At 43.5% G+C, this 20,564-nt stretch carries 17 protein-coding genes; 6 read left to right on the plus strand and 11 right to left on the minus strand.

Annotated elements, in window-relative coordinates; genetic code table 11:
- The first annotated feature begins 92 nt into the window (after positions 1-92).
- Positions 93-812, plus strand: a complete 720-nt coding sequence (locus IGI72_RS12110; RefSeq protein WP_438754339.1) for a hypothetical protein — start codon at positions 93-95, stop codon at positions 810-812.
- Between the two features lie 38 nt (positions 813-850).
- On the opposite strand, the gene IGI72_RS12115 is transcribed toward IGI72_RS12110, so the two are convergent.
- Positions 851-3,325 (minus strand): hydroxymethylglutaryl-CoA reductase, degradative, encoded by a 2,475-nt coding sequence (locus IGI72_RS12115; RefSeq protein WP_438754341.1) that lies wholly within the window; start codon positions 3,323-3,325, stop codon positions 851-853.
- Between the two features lie 192 nt (positions 3,326-3,517).
- Between IGI72_RS12115 and IGI72_RS12120 the strand changes: the two genes are divergently transcribed.
- The 4 genes from IGI72_RS12120 (at position 3,518) to IGI72_RS12135 (ending at position 7,910) form a co-directional block, all read left to right on the plus strand.
- Positions 3,518-4,678 (plus strand): hydroxymethylglutaryl-CoA synthase, encoded by a 1,161-nt coding sequence (locus tag IGI72_RS12120; protein ID WP_074536687.1) that lies wholly within the window; start codon positions 3,518-3,520, stop codon positions 4,676-4,678.
- Positions 4,679-5,176: 498 nt separating this feature from the next.
- Entirely contained in the window at positions 5,177-6,154 is a 978-nt protein-coding gene (locus tag IGI72_RS12125; RefSeq protein ID WP_010749214.1) for an ABC transporter substrate-binding protein, read from the plus strand.
- A gap of 29 nt (positions 6,155-6,183) precedes the next feature.
- Positions 6,184-7,104: an ABC transporter permease gene (locus IGI72_RS12130; protein WP_015510089.1), complete on the plus strand. Its 921-nt coding sequence runs from the start codon at positions 6,184-6,186 to the stop codon at positions 7,102-7,104.
- Positions 7,104-7,910, plus strand: a complete 807-nt coding sequence (locus IGI72_RS12135; RefSeq protein WP_015510090.1) for an ABC transporter ATP-binding protein — start codon at positions 7,104-7,106, stop codon at positions 7,908-7,910. The genes IGI72_RS12130 and IGI72_RS12135 overlap by 1 nt, the downstream gene beginning before the upstream one ends.
- Before the next feature lie 75 nt (positions 7,911-7,985).
- On the opposite strand, the gene IGI72_RS12140 is transcribed toward IGI72_RS12135, so the two are convergent.
- The 10 genes from IGI72_RS12140 to arcA all read right to left on the minus strand — a co-directional run bounded on the left by IGI72_RS12140 (position 7,986) and on the right by arcA (position 18,118).
- Positions 7,986-8,630 (minus strand): V-type ATP synthase subunit D, encoded by a 645-nt coding sequence (locus IGI72_RS12140; RefSeq protein WP_005229243.1) that lies wholly within the window; start codon positions 8,628-8,630, stop codon positions 7,986-7,988.
- A complete protein-coding gene (locus tag IGI72_RS12145; protein ID WP_005237151.1) occupies positions 8,630-10,018 on the minus strand; it encodes a V-type ATP synthase subunit B in 1,389 nt (462 codons plus the stop codon). Before IGI72_RS12145 ends, IGI72_RS12140 begins: the two co-directional genes overlap by 1 nt.
- Positions 10,018-11,793, minus strand: a complete 1,776-nt coding sequence (locus IGI72_RS12150) for a V-type ATP synthase subunit A (RefSeq protein WP_010749209.1) — start codon at positions 11,791-11,793, stop codon at positions 10,018-10,020. Before IGI72_RS12150 ends, IGI72_RS12145 begins: the two co-directional genes overlap by 1 nt.
- A 31-nt stretch (positions 11,794-11,824) precedes the next feature.
- A complete protein-coding gene (locus IGI72_RS12155) occupies positions 11,825-12,139 on the minus strand; it encodes a V-type ATP synthase subunit F (RefSeq protein ID WP_438754344.1) in 315 nt (104 codons plus the stop codon).
- On the minus strand, positions 12,132-13,133 hold the full coding sequence (locus IGI72_RS12160) for a V-type ATP synthase subunit C (RefSeq protein WP_005229238.1): 1,002 nt from the start codon (positions 13,131-13,133) through the stop codon (positions 12,132-12,134). The genes IGI72_RS12155 and IGI72_RS12160 overlap by 8 nt, the downstream gene beginning before the upstream one ends.
- A gap of 14 nt (positions 13,134-13,147) precedes the next feature.
- Complete coding sequence (locus tag IGI72_RS12165) at positions 13,148-13,738, minus strand: V-type ATP synthase subunit E (RefSeq protein ID WP_005229237.1); 591 nt, start codon at positions 13,736-13,738, stop codon at positions 13,148-13,150.
- Between the two features lie 16 nt (positions 13,739-13,754).
- Positions 13,755-14,228 (minus strand): V-type ATP synthase subunit K, encoded by a 474-nt coding sequence (locus tag IGI72_RS12170; RefSeq protein WP_005229236.1) that lies wholly within the window; start codon positions 14,226-14,228, stop codon positions 13,755-13,757.
- A complete protein-coding gene (locus IGI72_RS12175) occupies positions 14,212-16,203 on the minus strand; it encodes a V-type ATP synthase subunit I (RefSeq protein WP_115232591.1) in 1,992 nt (663 codons plus the stop codon). Before IGI72_RS12175 ends, IGI72_RS12170 begins: the two co-directional genes overlap by 17 nt.
- Positions 16,204-16,515 carry a hypothetical protein gene (locus tag IGI72_RS12180; RefSeq protein WP_015510092.1) on the minus strand — a complete coding sequence of 104 codons (312 nt, stop codon included), beginning with the start codon at positions 16,513-16,515 and terminating at the stop codon, positions 16,204-16,206. It abuts the gene before it with no gap.
- 385 nt (positions 16,516-16,900) lie between these two features.
- Positions 16,901-18,118, minus strand: a complete 1,218-nt coding sequence (gene arcA, locus IGI72_RS12185) for an arginine deiminase (protein WP_010749205.1) — start codon at positions 18,116-18,118, stop codon at positions 16,901-16,903.
- A gap of 433 nt (positions 18,119-18,551) precedes the next feature.
- Here arcA and IGI72_RS12190 point away from each other — a divergent pair, with 433 nt between their 5' ends.
- The gene (locus IGI72_RS12190; protein ID WP_128488634.1) at positions 18,552-20,549 is read left to right on the plus strand and encodes a beta-galactosidase; all 1,998 of its coding nucleotides are present in this window, start codon (positions 18,552-18,554) and stop codon (positions 20,547-20,549) included.
- The last annotated feature ends 15 nt before the right edge of the window (positions 20,550-20,564 follow it).

Raw genomic sequence — 20,564 nt, forward strand, 5'->3', positions numbered from 1 at the left:
AGTATATAAATTTTTTTGTATTTTTTCATGAGAATCACTGTTCTTTTCTGCAAATTTTCCTTATAATCGATAGTGATCGAGAGGAGAAGATTATGAAAAAGAAACAATTAGCAAAATTGAAACAACAATTCCGCCCGTCTTATGAAACAGCTCGACAACAGTTGTTTACAGCGATCGAGCGCAAAACAGCAGATAAGTTTGACCTTCCGACGACTGTGTATATCAATCCTAAAAACCAAGAGGAATTATTGATTGAATTGTTGAAGGAAACGCCAAAAGAACAAAAAATCGCTGTTCCTTTAGATGAGAACTTCAAGATCGTCGTGAAACGAATCCAACGCTTAGAAGCTGGTTTGCTTGATCGTTTCAGCGATAACTTAGTCGATGAGATCGCTGCTTACTGGTTGCCGACCAATCCGCAAGAAAGTACGGCACCCGCTCCTGCAAAAGAACCAGCGAAAGTGAAGGAAGAATCAGCACCAGCTGAAGCGGCTGCACCGACTACCTCTGCATCAACTAAAGAAGTAGAAAAAGCAACTGAAACAATGGCTGATACTGCTGACAACACAATGACTTTTTCAGCATTTGCTGAAAAAATCGCAGCATTCCCTAAATTTTCTGCCAAACAATCTTCAGGAGAAACGATCGTGATCGAAGCTTCCCCGAAAGAAGATCGTGTTCTAGCAACGATTTCTGAAACAGAAAGTGATACTTTTACCATCGAAACTGCGCTAGAGCGCAAATACAAAGTAAAATTAGAAGTCATTCCATTGATCGAGGCGTATGCCCACACGGAGATTTCGAAACGATAAACAAAAGGTTCTCTAGACAAATGCCTAGAGAACCTTTTTTAATTGCGTATTTCGGTTAAAAATTTACGGGCTTGCTCTTGGTTCATTTGAGTCGCAGCTCGCAGCTTAGCTGCCAGCTGTTCAATCTCGGTTCCTTTTGCTCCAACTGAAATAGCTAATGAACGGGCTTGCATGCTCATATGGCCTTGCTGGATACCTTCTGAAACCAATGCTCGCAACGCTGCCAGATTCTGAACCAACCCGACACTTGCCGCCAGCGAAGCTAACTCACTCGCCGTTTCAACACCAGTCAATGCCAACGCAGCTTGGGCTTTTGGCAATATTTTTGTGGCACCCCCGACTGTGGCGATCGCCAACGGCAGTGTGATACTACCAATCAAACGGTCTTCTATGATGGTCCAGGAAGTCAACCCTTGCATGCGGCCATTACGGGCAGCATAGCCATGACAAGCGGCAGAAACGGCGCGAGTGTCGTTTCCGGTAGCCAAAATCAGCGCTTCAACCCCATTCATGATCCCTTTGTTATGGGTAGCGGCACGATATGGATCGATCTTGGCAAAATCAGCTGCATGAACAATTTTTCCGGCAACTTGTCTGCCATTTCCGGTCTTGCTCAATTTGTCAAAAGGTACCGAGCAAGTGGCTGTTACTAACGATTCCGTAGCGAGATTGCTTAAAATACTAAAGAGAATTTCTTCTTCTGGGAACCATTTGCGAAAAAGCTCTGCCACTCCTTCTAAAATCGAATTGATGATATTGGCGCCCATCGCATCTTTGACATCAACCATTAAATCGATCGACACATAAGCGGTTGCTAAGTCAGATTCTGCTGGCGAGAAGTTCCGACCGATCACTCTTCGCAATCCACCGCCGCGTTTCACGATGGAAGGATACGTCTCATTCGCCACTGCAAAGATCGTTGCTTGCTCGGATTCAACTTTTGCCAAAATCGCTTCCGGATCCTGAACATCCATAAAGACGATCTGGCCTCGAAGCAAACGTTCTTGACTGGTCGTTGTAATGGGCCCAGCCATTTTTGCTCCATTGCTCATCGCTGCGATCACCGAGGGTTCTTCTGTGGCTAACGGGACATTGTATGCTTTGCCATTCACCTGCAGGTTCAGCCCTACGCCTAACGGGATCTCTACTTCACTGATTTGGTTTTCGATCAAGTGATTAGCAGTTTCCTTGTTTAGCGTCATTTCTTGAAAAACCAAGGATTCTGCTGCTGTGATCGCTCCTTGTGCTTCAAGAAAGGCTAATCGTTCATTAGGCGCGAGGGCGTAAAACTTTTTTTTTTCTGTTTTTTCTGATGCCGACTCTTCATCAAAATTCGTTTGACTTGCTGTCGCCGAAGGATTTTCTAACAGCATCGCTAGCCCTAATCCGCCACCGACACACAAAGAGGCGATTCCATAGCGCTCTTGGGTGTCTTTTAGCTGATAAGCGACGGTCGTTGCGATCCGCGCGCCAGTCGCTCCAATGGCATGTCCCAGTGAAATGCCCCCGCCGTAACGGTTGACTTTCTTCGGATCCAAACCAAGTTCACGTTCTACTACGATCGAAGAAGCTGCAAAGGCTTCATTGATCTCAAAAATACCGATATCTTCAATCGTCAGTGCTTGCTTTTTCAGTAACGTATCGATTGCTTTGATTGGTGAGATTCCCATGATCTCTGGGGCGAAACCGACTTCGACGATCTCTTTGATCACTGCCAGATAAGGAATCTGATGCTCTTCACAATAGCTTTTTGACGCGATCAAGACCATGGCCGCCCCATCATTGATGGTTGAGGCGTTCCCAGCAGTCACCGTACCGTCTTTTTTGAAAACTGTTTTTAATTCAGCTAATTTTTCGACTGTCGTAGCGGTGCGAATGCCTTCGTCCTGTAAAACGGTTCCTGATTTTTCAGTCAACGGCACGATCTCTTGATCAAATTTCTTTGCTGCTTGCGCTTTGGCAGCTTTCATTTGTGAGTGGTAGGCAAACTCATCTTGCTCTTTGCGAGTGATCCCGTATCTTTCTGCTACCGTCTCAGCCGTCAGTCCCATTGGCTTGCTACTGAATGCATCTGTTAATCCGTCATGCATCATTGTTGACACCGGAGCTGAATACTGATCTTCCGCCTTGTTATAATAACTAAAGAGCGGCGCATTCGTCATACTTTCAATCCCACCAGTCAATACGACGGATGCCTTGTTCAATTGAATTTGCTCCATCCCCATTAGAATCGCTTTCATTCCCGAACCACATACTTCGTTGATCGTTGAGGCTGGAATATCTGAGGAAAGCCCACTTTGCAAGGAAACTTGGCGTCCTGGATTTTGACCACTGCCTGCTTGTAGCACATTTCCGATAATCACTTGTGCGATATGTTCTTTTGCTTGTTGGGTTCTTGCCAACAAGGCTTTTGCAGCGACTGTTCCTAATTCTACCGCTGTATATTCTTTTAATGACCCATGGTATTTGCCAATTGGCGTTCTTAGTGCGTCGATAATGACAACTTCTTCCACGTACGTCACCTCCTCTTGAAATATATCATTAAATCCTCCAAAAAAGAATACCCCACATTCGGTTGTCGCACCCTTTTCTACTTTCTTTAATAAAGTTTAAATTCTAATCAATTCTTTTTCATTTTTTTCAAAAAATATGATACCTTAGAACGTGTAGCCTACTAAGTATGTAGAACATAAAGGAGCGACGGAATGAACGTTGGTATTGATAAAATAAATTTTTTTGTCCCCCCCTATTTTATAGATATGGTTGATCTAGCTCACGCCCGAGAGGTAGACCCGAATAAATTTACGATCGGGATCGGTCAAGATCAAATGGCGGTCAATAAAAAAACACAAGATATCGTCACCTTTGCCATGCACGCGGCAAAAGATATCCTTACGAAAGAAGATTTACAAGCAATTGATATGGTGATCGTCGGAACAGAATCTGGCATCGATGAATCAAAAGCTTCGGCAGTGGTTTTGCATCGCCTATTAGGTATCCAACCATTTGCACGGTCCTTTGAAATCAAAGAGGCGTGTTACGGCGCAACGGCGGGCTTACAATTTGCCAAAGCCCATGTACAAGCCAATCCACAAAGCAAAGTTTTGGTCGTGGCTTCAGATATCGCCCGTTATGGCTTAGCTTCTGGTGGCGAGCCCACTCAAGGTGTGGGCGCTGTTGCTATGTTGATCTCGGCGGATCCAGCAATTTTGCAGCTTGAAAATGATAATTTGATGTTGACGCAAGATATTTATGATTTTTGGCGTCCAGTAGGACATCAATATCCAATGGTAGATGGTCATTTGTCAAATGCCGTTTATATCGATTCTTTCAAACAAGTTTGGCAAGCCCATTGCGAAAAAAATCAGCGGACAGCAAAAGATTATGCGGCTTTGAGCTTCCATATCCCTTATACAAAAATGGGTAAAAAAGCCTTGTTGGCTGTTTTTGCCGAAGAAGATGAAACAGAACAAAAACGCCTGATGGCTCGCTATGAAGAATCGATCGTTTACAGCCGTCGTACCGGTAACTTGTATACTGGTTCACTGTATCTGGGCTTGATCTCTTTATTGGAAAATTCCTCTAGCCTGCAAGCAAATGATCGAATCGGATTATTTAGCTACGGATCAGGAGCGGTTGCTGAATTTTTCAGCGGCTTGTTGGTACCCGGCTATGAAAAACAGTTGGCGCAAGCGGCACACCAAGCGTTGCTCGATGACCGTCAAAAGCTAACGATCGCTGAATACGAAGCGATGTTCAATGAGACGATCGATATCGATCAAGATCAATCCTTCGAAGATGATCTGCTTTATAGTATTCGTGAAATCAAAAATACCATTCGTTATTATAAAGAAGAAAACGAATGACCCTGAAAAAAACTTTGCTTCTTTTTTAGCTAAAAAGCTTGAAGGAACAAAGTTTTTTTCTTTTTTTGAAAATGATTGAAACGAAACTTGTTTTCCAAACATTTTCTGCATGTTATTCAAAAATTTTCAGATAATTCAGGAAAAACATTTGACAGTCCGCTTTTTTTTGTCTATACTAAAATCAATTCAAGTTTGGAGGAACTTTTTATGTTAAACACGACCGTATCCCCACAACTGAATACCTTTTACTTTAGCTACTTTAGATAGTTTGTATTCATATCACATTATGGATGCAAACCAAAAACGAGTTTTGTTTGTATCTATGATGGCTAAAGCATTTTAACTTGAACTTGCAGCCATGTAGAAAATCTTCTAAATGGTTGCCAATATACGTTTACGCTTGGTATAGGATCGAATCCATTTAGACGATTGTCTGAATGGATTTTTTTGTTCAGGTAAACCCCCATAAAAAAAGAGACGATCATAGGAGGAATTACAATGAAAATGAAAAAATGGATCACGACTGGGTTACTGACAGCTTCACTACTGGCATTGGCAGCTTGCGGAGAATCAAGCAACACTTCGGAAGAAAACGACGGAACAAAAACAGTCGGTGTCTTACAATTGGTCGAACATGGCTCCTTGAATGCAGCCTATGAAGGGTTCAAAGAAGGCTTAGCAGAAGCGGGCTACACGGAAGGTGAAAACCTAACGATTGAATACCAAAATGCGCAAAACAGTCAAGACAATTTAAAAAGTATGAGCGAACGCCTAGTGAATGCCTCACCAGATCTTTTATTAGGCATTGCCACTCCTGCTGCTGTATCTTTAGCAAATGAAACCACCGATACCCCAATCGTAGTTACCGCAGTCACTGACTTAGTTGGAGCGAAATTGGCCGATTCAAATGAAGAACCTGGTCGCAACATCACCGGTACTTCAGACATGGTGCCGATTGAGCAACAGATCAACTTGCTGTTAAGCATCGTGCCTGATGCCAAAACGATCGGCATTATGTATAACGCAGGTGAAGCCAATTCAAAAATCCAAGCTGACTTGGCAGAAGAAGCCTTAAAAGCTGCGGGCGTTGATGTAAAAGTATTGACCGCCAATACAACCAATGATGTGCAACAAGTAACCACCAGCCTTGCAAAAGATGTTGACGGCATTTATGTTCCAACAGATAATACCTTTGCCTCTGCTGCTGCAATCGTCGGCGAAGTGGCCAAAGAAACCAAAACACCGATCGTCGCTGGTTCCGTAGAACAAGTCGATGATGGTGCCCTAGCAACTTACGGTATTGATTATAAATCCCTTGGCATTCAAACAGGGAAACTAGCGGCGAAAATTTTGGATGGCGATGCAGAGCCAGCAACGACGCCCGTTGAAACAGCGGATAATTTAGAGTTAGTCGTCAATGAAGAGATGGCTGCTGCTTTAGGGATTGATCCTGCCAGCATCACTGCACCAGAATAACCATACTAACTTAGATTTGAGGAAATCATATGAATTTAGTCGACACATTCTTGCTCTTACTACAATCTGCCACCTCTCAAGGGATCCTTTGGGCATTGCTGGCGATTGGTGTATTTTTAACCTTTCGTATTTTAGATATCGCTGATTTAACTGCAGAAGGGAGTTTCCCCTTAGGCGCTGGGATCGCAGCAATCAGTATTACGAATGGTATCTCGCCTATTTTAGCGAGTCTGATGGGCTTTGGCGGCGGCATGGTAGCCGGCTTAGTATCTGGTCTGCTGCACACAAAACTAAAAATCCCTGCCTTATTGGCGGGGATCATCACGATGACTGGACTGTATTCCATCACAAATCGTGTGATGGGTGCTCCCAACATCGCCTTGCTGGGGCAAGACACGGTCTTCACCCAATTTCAAGCCATGGGACTGACCAAAAACAATGCCGTGATTCTTGCAGGCTTTCTCTTCGCGGCAATCGTCATTTTGTGCTTGTTCCTCTTTTTCCGTACAGAGATCGGCTTAGCATTGCGAGCGACGGGCGACAATTTAGCTATGAGCGAGGCCAACGGCATCAACACTGATAACATGAAGATTATCGGCTATATGATCTCTAATGGCTGTATCGCCCTCTCTGGTGCCCTCTTAGCCCAAAACAATGGCTTCGCTGATTTGAACTCAGGGATCGGTACGATCGTGATCGGTTTAGCATCGATCATTATTGCAGAAGTTTTATTTGCCAATAAATCTTTGCTTTTGCGATTGATCACCATCGTGATCGGGGCAATCGTTTATCGCTTTATCTTGGCCGTCGTATTCGAATTCAATGTCGAGGCCAACGATATCAAATTGGCATCTGCAATCGTCTTAGTCATCTGCCTCTCCTTACCGCAGCTTCGTTCAAAACTAGGACTTAAAAAGATGCTGCCAAAAACCAAAGGAGGCCAATCCTAATGACTTCAGTCTTAACAATCGAGAATCTACACCAAACCTTTGAAAAAGGAACGATCAATGAAAACCATGTCTTGCGAGGCATTGACCTGACAATGAATACCGGTGATTTTATTACGATCATCGGTGGGAATGGTGCTGGAAAATCGACCCTCTTAAACAGTATCGCAGGAACGATCCCAACAGAACAAGGAAAAATCACCTTAGATGGGAAAGACATTACCCGTTTATCCGTGACCAAACGGTCAAAAGATATTAGTCGGGTCTTTCAAGATCCACGTATGGGGACCGCGGTTCGTTTGACCGTTGAAGAAAATTTAGCATTGGCTTACAAACGCGGCCAAGTCCGCGGATTTGCAACAGGCGTCAAAGCGAAAAACCGCGCGTTTTTCCAAGAGAAGTTAGCCAGCTTAAACTTAGGCTTAGAAAATCGCCTTTCTGCTGAGATCGGTTTGCTATCAGGCGGACAGCGGCAAGCCATCACCCTCTTGATGGCAACGTTGCAGCAGCCTAAATTGATTTTATTAGATGAACATACCGCGGCCCTTGATCCTAAAACCTCATTGACGGTCATGGCATTGACCGATCAGTTGATTCGGTCCCAACAGTTGACGGCTTTCATGGTCACTCATGACATGGAAGATGCCATTCGTTATGGCAATCGCCTGATCATGCTTCATCAAGGCAAGATCGTCGTAGACATTGCCGGTGAGCAAAAGCAGCATTTGACGGTCCCTGAATTGATGGAAATGTTCCATCAAAATAGTGGTGCTGAGTTGAAAGATGACCAACTGCTCTTACGCTCTTAACAAGCAAAAAAGGCACGTAGAAAGAATCCTCCTTTCTACGTGCCTTTTGCTGTAATCACACTGCTTGCAAAAGCCTTACTTCGCTTCATTTTCTGCAATGATGTCCGTTACCTTCATCAAGCGAGTCAATGTTGCTCGTTCGTCTTCTGCCAGATTGCTTTCGATGTATTGAATGGTTTCTGTCAGCTTGGGAATCGTCATATACTCTAACGCATTGACTCTTCGTCTCGTCCGTTCGATCTCATTGGCCATCAGTTGACAGGTTTTCTCGATCTCGGCCAACTGCAGCATCACTGGTAGCATTTGATCCAGATGGGACAACGAGAGATCCAGCTCACTGGTGGTACTCACAAAACCGTAGGAAAAATCATCATCCGAGCTTTCTTCTTCGTAAACAGGGTTCAACACTGGCACATCCATATTCATGATGGTTCGGCTTTGCACATCTAAGGTCACTTTATTCAAAGGGATCATAAAGGCTTCTTGCAAAACGACATCGGGAATACTACTAGAAGCCAGCACATACTCTTCCATTCCTGCTTGCAATGCGGTCTCCATCTTTTTACGAAGTTCCTGGTTTTTCTTTACTAGCTGAATGAACTGACGTACTAGCTCATCTTGCTTGTCTTTCAATAATTTGTGACCACGGGTTGCCGTCGTCAGCCGCTTTTTCAAACGACTTAGTTCCATCCGTGTCGGATTGACATTTAAGATCGCCATTAAGAACTCACATCCTCGTCCGTTGGGTAATAGGCGTCGATAAATTCTTCTTTGATACGGCTCAACTCTTGTTTTGGCAAGGTAGCTAATAGCTTCCAGCCTAAATCTAACGTTTCTTCAATCGTCCGATTGGTTTCAAATCCTTGATTGACGTACTCTTTTTCAAAAAGATCAGCAAAGCGCGCGTACTTTTTATCAAGGTCAGATAAGGCAGACTCCCCTAAAACGATCGATAGCTCTTTGGCAGCTTTCCCATCGGAATAGGCGGCATAGATTTGATTCATCGTTGCCGCATGATCGGCACGGGTCTTACCTTCTCCCGTTCCTTTGTCCTTCAACCGTGAAAGACTTGGTAAAATATCCACTGGCGGGTTGATATTACGCTTGTAAAGGTCCCGCGACAAAATAATTTGTCCTTCCGTGATATAGCCGGTCAAATCAGGAATCGGGTGGGTTTTATCGCCATCTGGCATCGTTAAGATCGGTATTTGTGTGACCGATCCTTCTTTGCCCATCAAACGTCCTGCCCGTTCATACAGCGTCGCTAAATTGGTGTATAGATACCCTGGATAGCCGCGACGTCCTGGAACTTCTCGGCGGGCAGCGGAGATTTCTCGCAACGCTTCACAGTAATTCGTCATATCGGTCATGATCACTAAGACGTGCATGCCTTTTTCAAAAGCCAAATACTCTGCTGCGGTCAATGCCATCTTAGGTGTAGCGATCCGTTCGATTGCTGGATCATTGGCAAGGTTCATAAACAAAACAGAACGATCTAACGCACCGGTTTTGCGGAATTCATCCACGAAAAATTCAGCTTCTTCAAAAGGGATCCCAATTGCTGCGAAGACGATCGCGAAATTGCCTTCTTGGCTAGGTACTGTTGCTTGTCGTGCGATTTGAGCAGCAATCTCTTTATGAGGCAAACCAGACGCAGAAAAAATTGGTAGTTTTTGTCCACGAACTAATGTATTTAAATGATCGATCGTTGAGATCCCCGTTTGGATAAATTCATCTGGGAAGTCCCTCGCCATCGGATTGATGGCTTCACCGTTTACATCGATGCGTTTTTCTGGCAAGATTCTCGGGCCATTATCTTTTGGTTTTCCTAAACCGTCAAACACCCGGCCCATCATATCTAGAGAAACTCCTAGCGTCAAACCAGTCCCTAGAAATCTTGCTTTGCTTTCTTCTGCACTCAAATTACTGGTACCTTCAAAGACTTGGACAACAGCATTGTCATCACTGACTTCCAGTACTTGTCCTTGACGGATCTCGCCTGTGTCCATGCGGACCTCAACGAGTTCGTCGAATTTCACGCCTCGAACATTTTCGACCACCATTAAGGGGCCAGCAATTTCGGAAACTGTACGATATTCTTTTAACATCAATGAACACCTCCAGTTTCAATGATTCGTTGTAACATTTCTTTGATGTCATGCTTGATCGTATCCAAGCGAGTCAATTCTTCTTCAGGAATGTATTTGCTGCGGGCGATGCGCTCACGCAGATCAACCGTTCCTTTGGTGATCTCATCTAAGTAAGCACCTAGCTGCAATGCACGCTGTGCTTGTTCATTAAAGTAGAGAATGTTTTCCAGCATCTTGAACTGCTTGTTGCGGGAAGTGTACGTATCAACGTCATCGAAGGCGTTTTGCTGCAAGTAGTCTTGTCTTAAAGAACGAGCAGTCATCATCGTCAAGCGGTCTTTCTGGGAAAGAGAGTCCATCCCTACCAGCTGAACGATTTCTTCTAATCGGCTTTCCTCTTGGAGAATCGCCATGGATTCATTGACTAGCTCCGACCAGCGATCACCTAATAATTGATCCAAATAAGAATTGATTTGATCCTCATAAAGGGAATAGGAATTCATCCAGTTGATGGATGGAAAATGCCGCTTTTGCGCCAACATACTATCCAATGCCCAAAAGACTTTCACGATTCGCAAGGTATTTTGAGTGACCGGTTCTGAGATGTCTCCTCCAGCAGGTGAAACCGCACCAATTGCGGTAATGCTTCCTTCTCGAGGCTGCGTGCCTAATGAATGGAAACGCCCTGCTCGCTCATAGTATTCCGCAATTCGACTTCCAAGGTAAGCCGGATAGCCTTCATCTCCTGGGATCTCTTGCAAGCGCCCACTCATTTCCCGCAGTGCTTCTGCCCAACGAGAAGTTGAGTCTGCCATGATGGCAACACTATAGCCCATGTCACGGTAATATTCCGCGATCGTGATTCCTGTATAGATCGAGGCTTCCCGAGCAGCAACTGGCATATTCGACGTATTGGCGATCAATACCGTTCGTTCCATGATCGACTTGCCGGTATTCGGATCGATCAACTCAGGAAATTCGTTCATGACATCCCGCATTTCGTTGCCCCGCTCACCGCAACCGACATAGACCACGATATCCACATCTGACCATTTAGCGATCTGATGCTGAACGACTGTTTTTCCAGCACCAAAAGGTCCAGGAACAGCAGCTGAGCCGCCTTTTGCCACTGGAAAATAGGTGTCGATGACTCGCTGTCCAGTGACTAGCGGTTCGCCTGGATTTAATTTAGCAGTAACTGGCCGCGGTTGACGCACTGGCCATTTCTGAACCATCGTCAAGGATTTTTCACCATCGATGGTTTCTAAAACACAGATCACTTCAGTAATCGCAAAATTTCCCACCATGATTTCTTTGACGGTCCCTTCATAGTTTGGTGGCACCATGATCTTATGCTCGATCACCGAAGTTTCTTGTACTGAACCTAAAATATCACCGGCTTGTACAGTATCGCCGACTTGTACTTGTGGGACGAAGGTCCATTTCTTTTGGCGATTCAGTGGATCGATGGTGACCCCCCGCTCCAAAAAATCACTCTCTGTTTGCGACATAAATGTATCTAATGGTCGTTGGATCCCATCAAACATCTGAGTCAACAAACCTGGTGCTAGTTCGACAGACAATGGTGCGCCTGTCGTTTCTACGGGCTCGCCTGGTCCGATCCCCGCTGTTTCTTCGTATACTTGGATCGAAACCAGCCCTTTTTTGATCTCAATGATCTCACCGATAAGGCCCTTGTCACTGACTTTGCAGATTTCGTGGATTTTTGCGCCACTTAATCCTGAGGCGGTGACCAGTGGTCCCGATACTTTTTCAATTGTGCCAAATGCCACATTTATTCCTCCTAGCTGGCTGACTTGTCTGTTATGAATCTAATATATTCATTCCTACCGCTTTTTCCACATTTTGCTGAATGCGTGCCATGCCGATCCCTAAACTACCCGTACTACTTGGAATCGGAATGATCGCTGGTGTCGGTACTTCTTCGTAACGACGAATGATCGGTTCTAATTGCTCGATCAACCGCTCGGTCAAAAAGATCACACCATACGCTTCAGCCATCTCTTCTAATTGTTGGGCGGCTTCATCCAAATCGCTGACTGGAAAGATATCGATCCCCAGCCCTTTGAAAGGCAAGATCGAGTTCTTACCACCCATCATTGCTATTTTTTTATGCATAACTATCACGCACCCGACTTCTTAAAATCTCTTCTGGCACCTTATTGATTTTACCAATCAAGAGAATACGCAAATTCTTGCTTTCAATTTCCTTGGCATACAGATACCCTGCCAATGCTGACGGCCCAAAAGGCACGATTTTTTGTTCTTTGAGCTTCGCCATTAGAAAATTGTCTTTGCGTATATCAAAGGTATTCAAGGTCTTCTTTTCTACCAATTCTTCATAACTATGATTGATCAGCTCTTTATAAGGGGTTCCTTGCAAGTATCCCACAAACGCCTCAAGAGAAGTTGTGATTTCTGCTAACAACTCACTTGCAGGTAAATTCCCATGGTCGGCTAAAACTGCGCTGATAAAGCCGCGCTTGCGTTTCATCGCGTAACTGCGCAACGTTGTTGAAATATTGAAGATATCGATTTGACGGCGAATCAAGCTTTGCAGCAACTCGTCTTGGTATTCTTTACCGATCGTCCATAATTGCTCCCAATAATGGTTGTCAAAGATGATATCGATGGACTGGACTTCATGATAGTTCTCAATATAAGAAAAGACTTCTTCCACACAGGCAACCATCTCTTGCGCGACCTGAGTACTTTTTCTGGTCTTGACCAGATCTTTAAGGACGGAAAGTGGCTGGGTGCCGATTGGGACGAGATACGCCGAAAAATCTTCTTGCATATACGCCGCTTTTACTAAAACTTTCAGATTTTGATAGTCATATTTCAAAGCAAAGAAATCAACGATCGCTTTTTCTGGTGTCAACTGATACATCGTTTCGTATACCCGTTTCAACTCAGCCATCAGGACTTGTTCAAAATCGTGTACACGATCATCTTCATTGATGAAGTCACCATAAACCGTTTCTTGCAGCATCCCATAGATTTCCTCTGCGCTGGCAGCTGAGAGCATTCGCTCATAGCGACTACGATCGAATAATTGCGATTCATACGTCCGAATTCTCGTATTCAACGTATTATATTTGATGTCATTCATCTGTTTGCACCTGCTTACTGTTCAAAAATCAATTGCAGTAACGTATTGCTTAACTCTTCTTTGTTGGCTTCTAGTAGCGCATCAAAGGTAAAATTCAACTCAATTGCTTCTTGTCGCAACAAAAAGCCACCCTTGCGAGGGATCGTTTTATTTACCAGTTTCAGCTGAACCTCTGGGACCGATGCTTGCAACTTAGTAAGAAATTCCTCATCTACAAAATGACGGGACTTCTCACCTAAAAGCAACTCGACCTCACCAGTTAACCGTGCATTCGCCAAGCCTTTCGCGATAAACGTATAAAATGCTGCCTGATCCATCGTGTTTAAACGGGTCAAAGCCTCAGAAAACAGCTCATCTAAGACGGACTGCTTTGCTGCCAAGACCTTGTTTCTTGATTGGATATGCACATCTGAGATTTCCAAATACATCGCAGCACGTTTTTCTTTTTCATAAAAAGCTAACCGTTCATTAAGCTCTTTTTCTAACTGTGCTCGTTTTAAATTTTCTTGGTTTTCACTTTCTTTTTGTGCTTCTTTGATTTGAAGCTGGTATTTCTTTTCCGCATCAGCGGTTATTTTGTCAGTTAAACGTGTAATATCAGACATTCACTTTTCCCTCCTCTTAATTCAAGACAAGCAAGAAGGAAATCACGAACCCTAAAATACAATACGTTTCCATCATCGCTACCAAGATAATTCCTTTGGTCACATGTTCTGGTTTTTTTGCTAAAATCTGCATCGCAGCACTTGCGGCACGTCCTTGCCATTTACCGGCGATAATTGCTGTTAACGCGATCGGTAATGAAGCGATAAACAAATACAACCCGCGATCGAATGAGATCGAACCACTGATCTGACCAAAAATCATAAAGGAGATTACAAAGCCGTATAGCCCCTGGGTACTAGAAAGCAATTCCAAAATCAACGCTTGCCCGAATTTCTCTGGCTGCTCTGAGATCAAGCCTGATGCTGCTTCACTGGTCATCCCAACACCGATCGTTGATCCGATACCACCACAAATCGTTGCGGTCGCTACACCTAAAGCTGCAAAAACAATTCCACCATTTTCGTAAAAGAAACTAATCCAATTTTCCATTATTATCCTCCTGTAACTTTTCTTCTGAGATGATCTCTACATAATTTTCATTTGATTTGAACGGGTCAAAGGCACGTCCGCCCCCCGTAAAGAATTTTCCAAAATACTCCAAATACTGCAAGCGAATACCATGAACATACGCACTAAGGTAACTTAAGAAAATATTCAGGCCATGTAGCGCCACAAATAATAAGATACCGACGGTAAACCGGGCTGCTGGCGGCAAGTAGCTAATGATCAAGTTGAAGGCTGAGGCGATACTTCCGCCGGCAACCCCTAACGCCATCAGACGGGTGTAACTGATCAAGTCACCAACATAATTGGTCACATCCATCAATCCGTACAATCCAGAACCGATTTTTCCTGCCAACGTTTTTCCTTCTAAACTGCCTCCGATTGCCACTGCTAAAAGACTGGCAGCGATCATTACGATCCCAATCATTTGTAACGGGGTGTCAGGGAAAAGCAGCATTCCTGCGGCGACAAAAACGACACTGATCAAAAAGACGATCCACGAACCGGCTTGGAACATCGCAGCCAGTTTCTGGTCTTTTTTCTTCCATAAAATATAGAATTTCAGCGCCAAGCCAAACATGATCTGAATGTACCCAAAGATCACGGATAAGACTAAGATCTGATTGACATCATCCTGGGCAGACAACAGTTGGAATGAGAATTCAAATCCAAAGAAGTTGCCATAGATCAAGCCCCAAATAATCGTAGGGATCGAGCACAACTGAAAGAGGGTCAAATTTTGTTCCAGGCCTTTGCTGAGGTGGAACAGCTTTTTCCCCAGGAATGTCGCCAGAAACAAGAGCAACCCATAGCCAAAATCGGCAACCATCATCCCGAATGCCACCATGTAAAAAGGCGCCATAAATGGTGTCGGATCTAACTCGTCATATTGCGGCAAGCTGTACATCCGAACAAGTCCTTCAAAAGGTTTGATCCAACGTGCGTTTTCTAATAAAATCGGCACATCAGCCAGCTCTTTTTCCGTCACTTCTTGGTATTCGAGGTAATAGTTATCCGTGGTCCCTTTTTTGATACGTTTTTCTAATTCGGCCGCCCCATCAACAGGAACCCAGCCAGAAATCGATACCGCATGAGTCGAACGCAAAAGCATTTTACTGCTTTTTAAGCGGGTGATCGCTCCATCTAAATACTCGGCAACGATCCGCAAGGTTTCTTGCTCTTTTGTCATCGCACCAAGAGAAGCTTTGATTTCTTTTTCTTCATCAATTAGACGTTGGGATTTTTCTTTCATCGTTTGCAGATCTTCTTCTGGAATCCCCTCATAAGGGTAGATGTATTGCTCGAAGGCTGCTTTCTTTAGAAGAGTAGTTACTTTTTCTTTTACATCTTTATGGAAAAGTACCAATAAGTAAGTTGTCGTTTGTGATTGATAAATGGTTTCGACATAGACAAGCGGCAGCTTTTCACTGTTGGTCGTAAAGTCAGCCATTTCAGAAGTAGGAATCGATCCTAACAAGCCACCTGATTTTTTTAATTCTTTTAAAACAGCTGGTCGTTCTTTGAAATACTTCCAGATCGACAGTTCTGCTTCTTGTGCTAATACATCGCGTTTTTCTTGATCAATCAAGCGAAGACGTTTGTCTTGTTTACGAAGGGTTTGGCATAATTCTTGCCAAGGATAGGTGTGGGCTGTTTCAGCCAATTCTTGAAGGGTATATTTTTTGATTGGTTGCCGCAGTTGTGCCAGCATTCCTTTTTTGGGTACATATTCTTCTAAAAAATTTAAGCTCCAGTTGACTTGACCAAACTGGTTCTCCATTTCTTCTTCAGACTGTTCCTCGCGAACCGGTGTCAAAACACCCGTCGTTTCTTCAGAATCATAATATTTTTCCGAAGAAAGCAGTTCTACGCCTTGAAAGTCTTGCAGCTGCTCTAAAACAGCTTCTTTCTGATCGTAAAAGGTCAACAGACTGAACTTTTGCATTTTTGCAATTGCCATTTATGTCACAACCTTATTTATTATTATTGCTAATGCTTCTTCTTTCAATTCATTAGGGATCGTTCGCAGTGTTTCCACTTCTGCTTGGGTCTTAGCCAAGAGTGGTTCCTTAGACTGTACCAACTCAGCTGCGATTTTTTGGTTGATTGCTTCTTTTTGTTGGGCTTCTTTTTCTGCCAACTCTTTTTTAAACGCCTTCAACCGTTCTTCTCTTGCTTGTGCCAATTGTTTTTTTTCTGCTTCTGCTTCTTTATTTTTATTTTCCGCAAATTGCTCTGCTTCTTGTAATAATCGAATGGCATCTACTGTCATTTTCTCACCTGCTTTCACTTTTTTTCCGCAAAAAAAACCACTACAAATCAAGCATATGGCATTCGCTGATCGTAGGGTGTCAAAAATCAATAAGTGGCAAATACCTTCACCTATTTCCGTTTTCTAATATAACCGTAACATAAATTTTGCGATAGAACAAGGTTCCTAGCGTTTTTTTATAGTCTTTACATATAAAAGTCACAAAAATTACACATTTTCACAAAAAGAAATCCTTTTCATTTTATTGGGGGTTAAATGATGACAAAAAAGAAAGATTAGAAACAAAAATGATGTTTCAAATCTTTCTTTTAGTTTTTTCTCGTCTTTTTCTTAACTTAAATGCTTCTAAAGAAAAGGCAAGTATTTAAAATAACAAATAATTGTCCTACTCACGTATAAACGGCATACTCATACAGCGAGGACCCCCGCGTCCGCGAACCAATTCGCTGCCCGAGATTTCATTCAAAATGACTCCTGCCTCTTTTAACAGCCCATTGGTAATGGTGTTGCGGTCATAGACCACGACTTCTCCAGGTGCAATCGCCAAGGTATTAGACCCATCATTCCATTGCTCTCTAGCTGCCGCTGCTAAATCGTCTCCACCACAGCGGATCAAGTGTACTTCAGGCAAATCTAAATAACGGCAAAGAATGTTTTCCAACGTATCTTTTTCCTCATATACTCGCACACCGTCCTTGTGTTTAGTGATTGAATACAGCGAAAGTTCTCCCTCGATTTCTGGATGGATCGTGAACTTATCATGATCCACCATCGTGAAGACCGTATCTAAATGCATAAATTTTCGTTCCTCGCCGATATTAAATGCCAAGATATGTTCGAAACTCGGTTCTGTGGCAAAAATCGTTTCGGCAATTTTTTCAATTGAGGCAACTTCTGTTCGTTGAGAGATCCCGATCGCCACGATTTTATCTGATAAAATCAGCTGATCCCCGCCTTCCATCCGCGTCGTTTCGTCCCGATGATACAAAAAGTTCGTCTCATTGCGGGCAAACATCGGATGGTGCGTAAAAATTTGTTTTCCGTAGAGGGTTTCCCGTCTTCTCGTTGCAGAATACATTCGATTCAAGGAAACACTGTGACCAATCGTCGCAAACGGATCTCGCGTGAAATATAGGTTTGGCATTGGATCGATCAAGAAAGGATATTCTGTTTCAACGATTGCCGTTAAGTTACTGGCTTTTGAAATTTCTACCTCACTTTTTTTCAAGCCCGCCATCGTATGATCGATAAAGGCGCGATTGTCTTTAATCGACAGGAAAAAGTTGCGCACTTCGTTGCGAATCTCTTCATCAAGGATCGTTGTTTCATTTAAATAGTCTTCTAAAAAGGCCTCTTTGGCACCAGTTGTTGTCAATGTTTCAGCAGCTAGATCCTCCAAATAAAGGACTTCCACCCCTTTGCTTCTTAACGTATCCGCAAAAAAATCATGTTCTTTTTGCGCTTGGGTTAAAAAAGGAATATCATCAAACAACAATCGATCAAGATAATCCGGCATCAAGTTTTCTAATTCTGCGCCTGGACGATGCAGCAGCACCCGTTTTAAAGGGGCAATCTCAGAAAAAATCTGTATTGGCTGGTTCATGAACTTGTCTCTCCTTCTTGGCAATTTTGTTGAATAACTTATGTCATTCATTTTTTATGATTCCTCATCACATAATTATTCATTTCTCTGACTCATCGTGTTTTTTCTACTCGTGATTCAAAGTTTTTTTAGATCCTATAGTTATAAACATGCATTTCAGCAAAAAGAAACCCTCGATAAAAAAACAACTAGCTGAGAATATAAATTCTAGATACTTTAATTTACCGCCTTTTTCAATTGTATATTTTTGTTAAAAAAACAGCAAGGCAAAAGAACTGATGGACGATAGTCCTAGCTGCGAAACCAGCTTGAATTATTTTTGTTTTTTTGGATCATTTCATGATTTTCAAATGATACCGCTATCAAACAGATAAATATTTGCTATGATTCAAGTATCTTGATGCTAAAGAAACGTCTATAAAGGAGCGATTGGATGAAAACGCAACGTCAACTTTACTATGGTGCCGACTACAATCCTGAACAATGGTCTAAAGAAGTCATTCTTGAAGATATGGGCTTAATGAAAGAAGCAGGTGTGAACTATGTAAGTATCAATATTTTTGGCTGGGTCAATCTGCAGCCAGATGAATCCACCTATGATTTTGACTTTCTGGACTGGTTGATGAATCTTTTATATGAAAACAATATCATGATCGACCTAGCCAATGGAACGGCTTCGCCTCCCGCTTGGCTTGTTCAAAAACATCCTGAGATGCTGCCTGTGACCATTCATGGCAATCGACTGGTTCATGGGGCGCGCCAGCACTACTGTCCGACTTCCCCTATCTATCGTCAATATGCCACCGATTTGTCGGAAGCAGTCGCAAACCGTTATGCCAATCATCCAGGGCTAGTCATGTGGCATATCAATAACGAATATACCTGTCACATCCACGAGTGTTATTGCGATCATTGTCGGAAAAGATTTCAGACATGGTTAGCAGAGAAATATCAGACCATCGCTGGATTGAATGATGCTTGGTCAACCAAGTTTTGGAGTCAATCCTATGGCAGCTGGGAGGAAATTTTTCTACCTGAAGCGATGCCGACCTTCAAAAATCCTGCGCAGCAGTTAGACTATCGCCGTTTTCTTTCCGACATGAATCTGGAGCTCTATCAACTCGAAAAGGCGGCGATCGCAAAATATTCACAAGAAATCCCTTACATGACCAATCTGATGGGCTTGCACAAATACGTGGATGGGTTTAAATGGGCACCTGAAATGGATGTAGTCAGCTGGAATTCGTACCCGAATCCCTTTGAAAAGATCCCTTACCCGCAATTTCTTGCTAACGATCTAACTCGTAGTTTAAAGAAAAAACCTTTTTTGATCATGGAACAAGCCACCAGCGCCGTTAATTGGCGGCAAATCAATGGTGCCAAGATACCCAACCAGCTGCGTCTTTGGAGTTATGAAGCGCTCGCTCATGGCGCTGATGGCATCATGTTCTTCCAATGGCGGCAGTCTCGTGGCGGTGCGGAAAAATTTCATAGTGCGATGGTGCCTCACGGAGATCCTCATTCAAGCCGTATCTTTCGTGAATGTGCGCAACTAGGCAACGAATTTTCGCAACTGTCGGATATCGTTGGGACGCGCTTCTTGGCTGATGTCGCGGTTGTCTTTGACTGGGAAAATTGGTGGGCGCTGGAATTGGATGCCAAACCAAGCACCTTAAAGTACATTCATCAGTTACGCAGCCTGTATGGCGCGCTAAGGGCGTTAAATCTGAGCGTAGACTTTGTCCATCCTTCCGAATCCCTAGACGGCTATCCTTTAGTGATCGCCCCAAATCTCTATTCAGCACCAGAAGCCTTCGGTAAGAAAATCAATGATTACGTGCGACAAGGTGGCATCTTCTTGACGAATTTCTTTAGTGGGATCGTCAATGAATATGACCAAGTCTATCTTGGGGGCTATCCAGGACTGTTTAGGGACACCTTAGGGATCATTGTAGAAGAGTTTTACCCAATGAAAGCAGCTATCCATCACCAAATTGACTTCCAAGGTCGTCGGTACGACAATTCTCTATGGGAGGAAGTCATTCATCTAAATGGTGCGAAAGCTTTGGCAACCTTCCAATCCGGTTATTTGTCCGATAAGCCAGCCATTACTATGAATCAGATCGACGATGGGTATGCGTATTACGTGGGAACAGAATTGTCTCTTGAAGGGCTAACTACATTTTTAGCGACCATTCTGGAAAATCATAAATTAGCGACTCATGCCCAGCACTTCTTGGCTGCTCCTACTGAAGTCTCCGTTACCTGTCGCAAAGGTGCTGGCTATACACTCGTCTTTCTCTTAAACCATACCGAGCAGACAACCAAAGTGAAGCTGAAAGCCCCTGGAGCAGACCTTCTAACCAAAGAAACCAGACAGTTGGTAGTTCTGAAACCAAAAGAAGTCGCAGTTCTTAAGTATGTTGATTGATCTAAGGAAAAAGAA

This window comes from Enterococcus sp. DIV1059_2 (assembly GCF_051713685.1).
Taxonomy (GTDB): domain Bacteria; phylum Bacillota; class Bacilli; order Lactobacillales; family Enterococcaceae; genus Enterococcus_D; species Enterococcus_D casseliflavus.

Coding starts and splice junctions, on each gene's coding strand:
- IGI72_RS12120 (WP_074536687.1), top strand. CDS start 3,518: ATGAACGTTGGTATTGATAAAATAAATTTTTTTGTCCCCCCCTATTTT.
- IGI72_RS12110 (WP_438754339.1), top strand. CDS start 93: ATGAAAAAGAAACAATTAGCAAAATTGAAACAACAATTCCGCCCGTCT.
- IGI72_RS12125 (WP_010749214.1), top strand. CDS start 5,177: ATGAAAATGAAAAAATGGATCACGACTGGGTTACTGACAGCTTCACTA.
- IGI72_RS12140 (WP_005229243.1), bottom strand. CDS start 8,630: ATGGCGATCTTAAATGTCAATCCGACACGGATGGAACTAAGTCGTTTG.
- IGI72_RS12165 (WP_005229237.1), bottom strand. CDS start 13,738: ATGTCTGATATTACACGTTTAACTGACAAAATAACCGCTGATGCGGAA.
- IGI72_RS12170 (WP_005229236.1), bottom strand. CDS start 14,228: ATGGAAAATTGGATTAGTTTCTTTTACGAAAATGGTGGAATTGTTTTT.
- IGI72_RS12175 (WP_115232591.1), bottom strand. CDS start 16,203: ATGGCAATTGCAAAAATGCAAAAGTTCAGTCTGTTGACCTTTTACGAT.
- IGI72_RS12135 (WP_015510090.1), top strand. CDS start 7,104: ATGACTTCAGTCTTAACAATCGAGAATCTACACCAAACCTTTGAAAAA.
- arcA (WP_010749205.1), bottom strand. CDS start 18,118: ATGAACCAGCCAATACAGATTTTTTCTGAGATTGCCCCTTTAAAACGG.
- IGI72_RS12155 (WP_438754344.1), bottom strand. CDS start 12,139: ATGCATAAAAAAATAGCAATGATGGGTGGTAAGAACTCGATCTTGCCT.
- IGI72_RS12130 (WP_015510089.1), top strand. CDS start 6,184: ATGAATTTAGTCGACACATTCTTGCTCTTACTACAATCTGCCACCTCT.
- IGI72_RS12180 (WP_015510092.1), bottom strand. CDS start 16,515: ATGACAGTAGATGCCATTCGATTATTACAAGAAGCAGAGCAATTTGCG.
- IGI72_RS12160 (WP_005229238.1), bottom strand. CDS start 13,133: ATGAATGACATCAAATATAATACGTTGAATACGAGAATTCGGACGTAT.
- IGI72_RS12190 (WP_128488634.1), top strand. CDS start 18,552: ATGAAAACGCAACGTCAACTTTACTATGGTGCCGACTACAATCCTGAA.
- IGI72_RS12145 (WP_005237151.1), bottom strand. CDS start 10,018: ATGTTAAAAGAATATCGTACAGTTTCCGAAATTGCTGGCCCCTTAATG.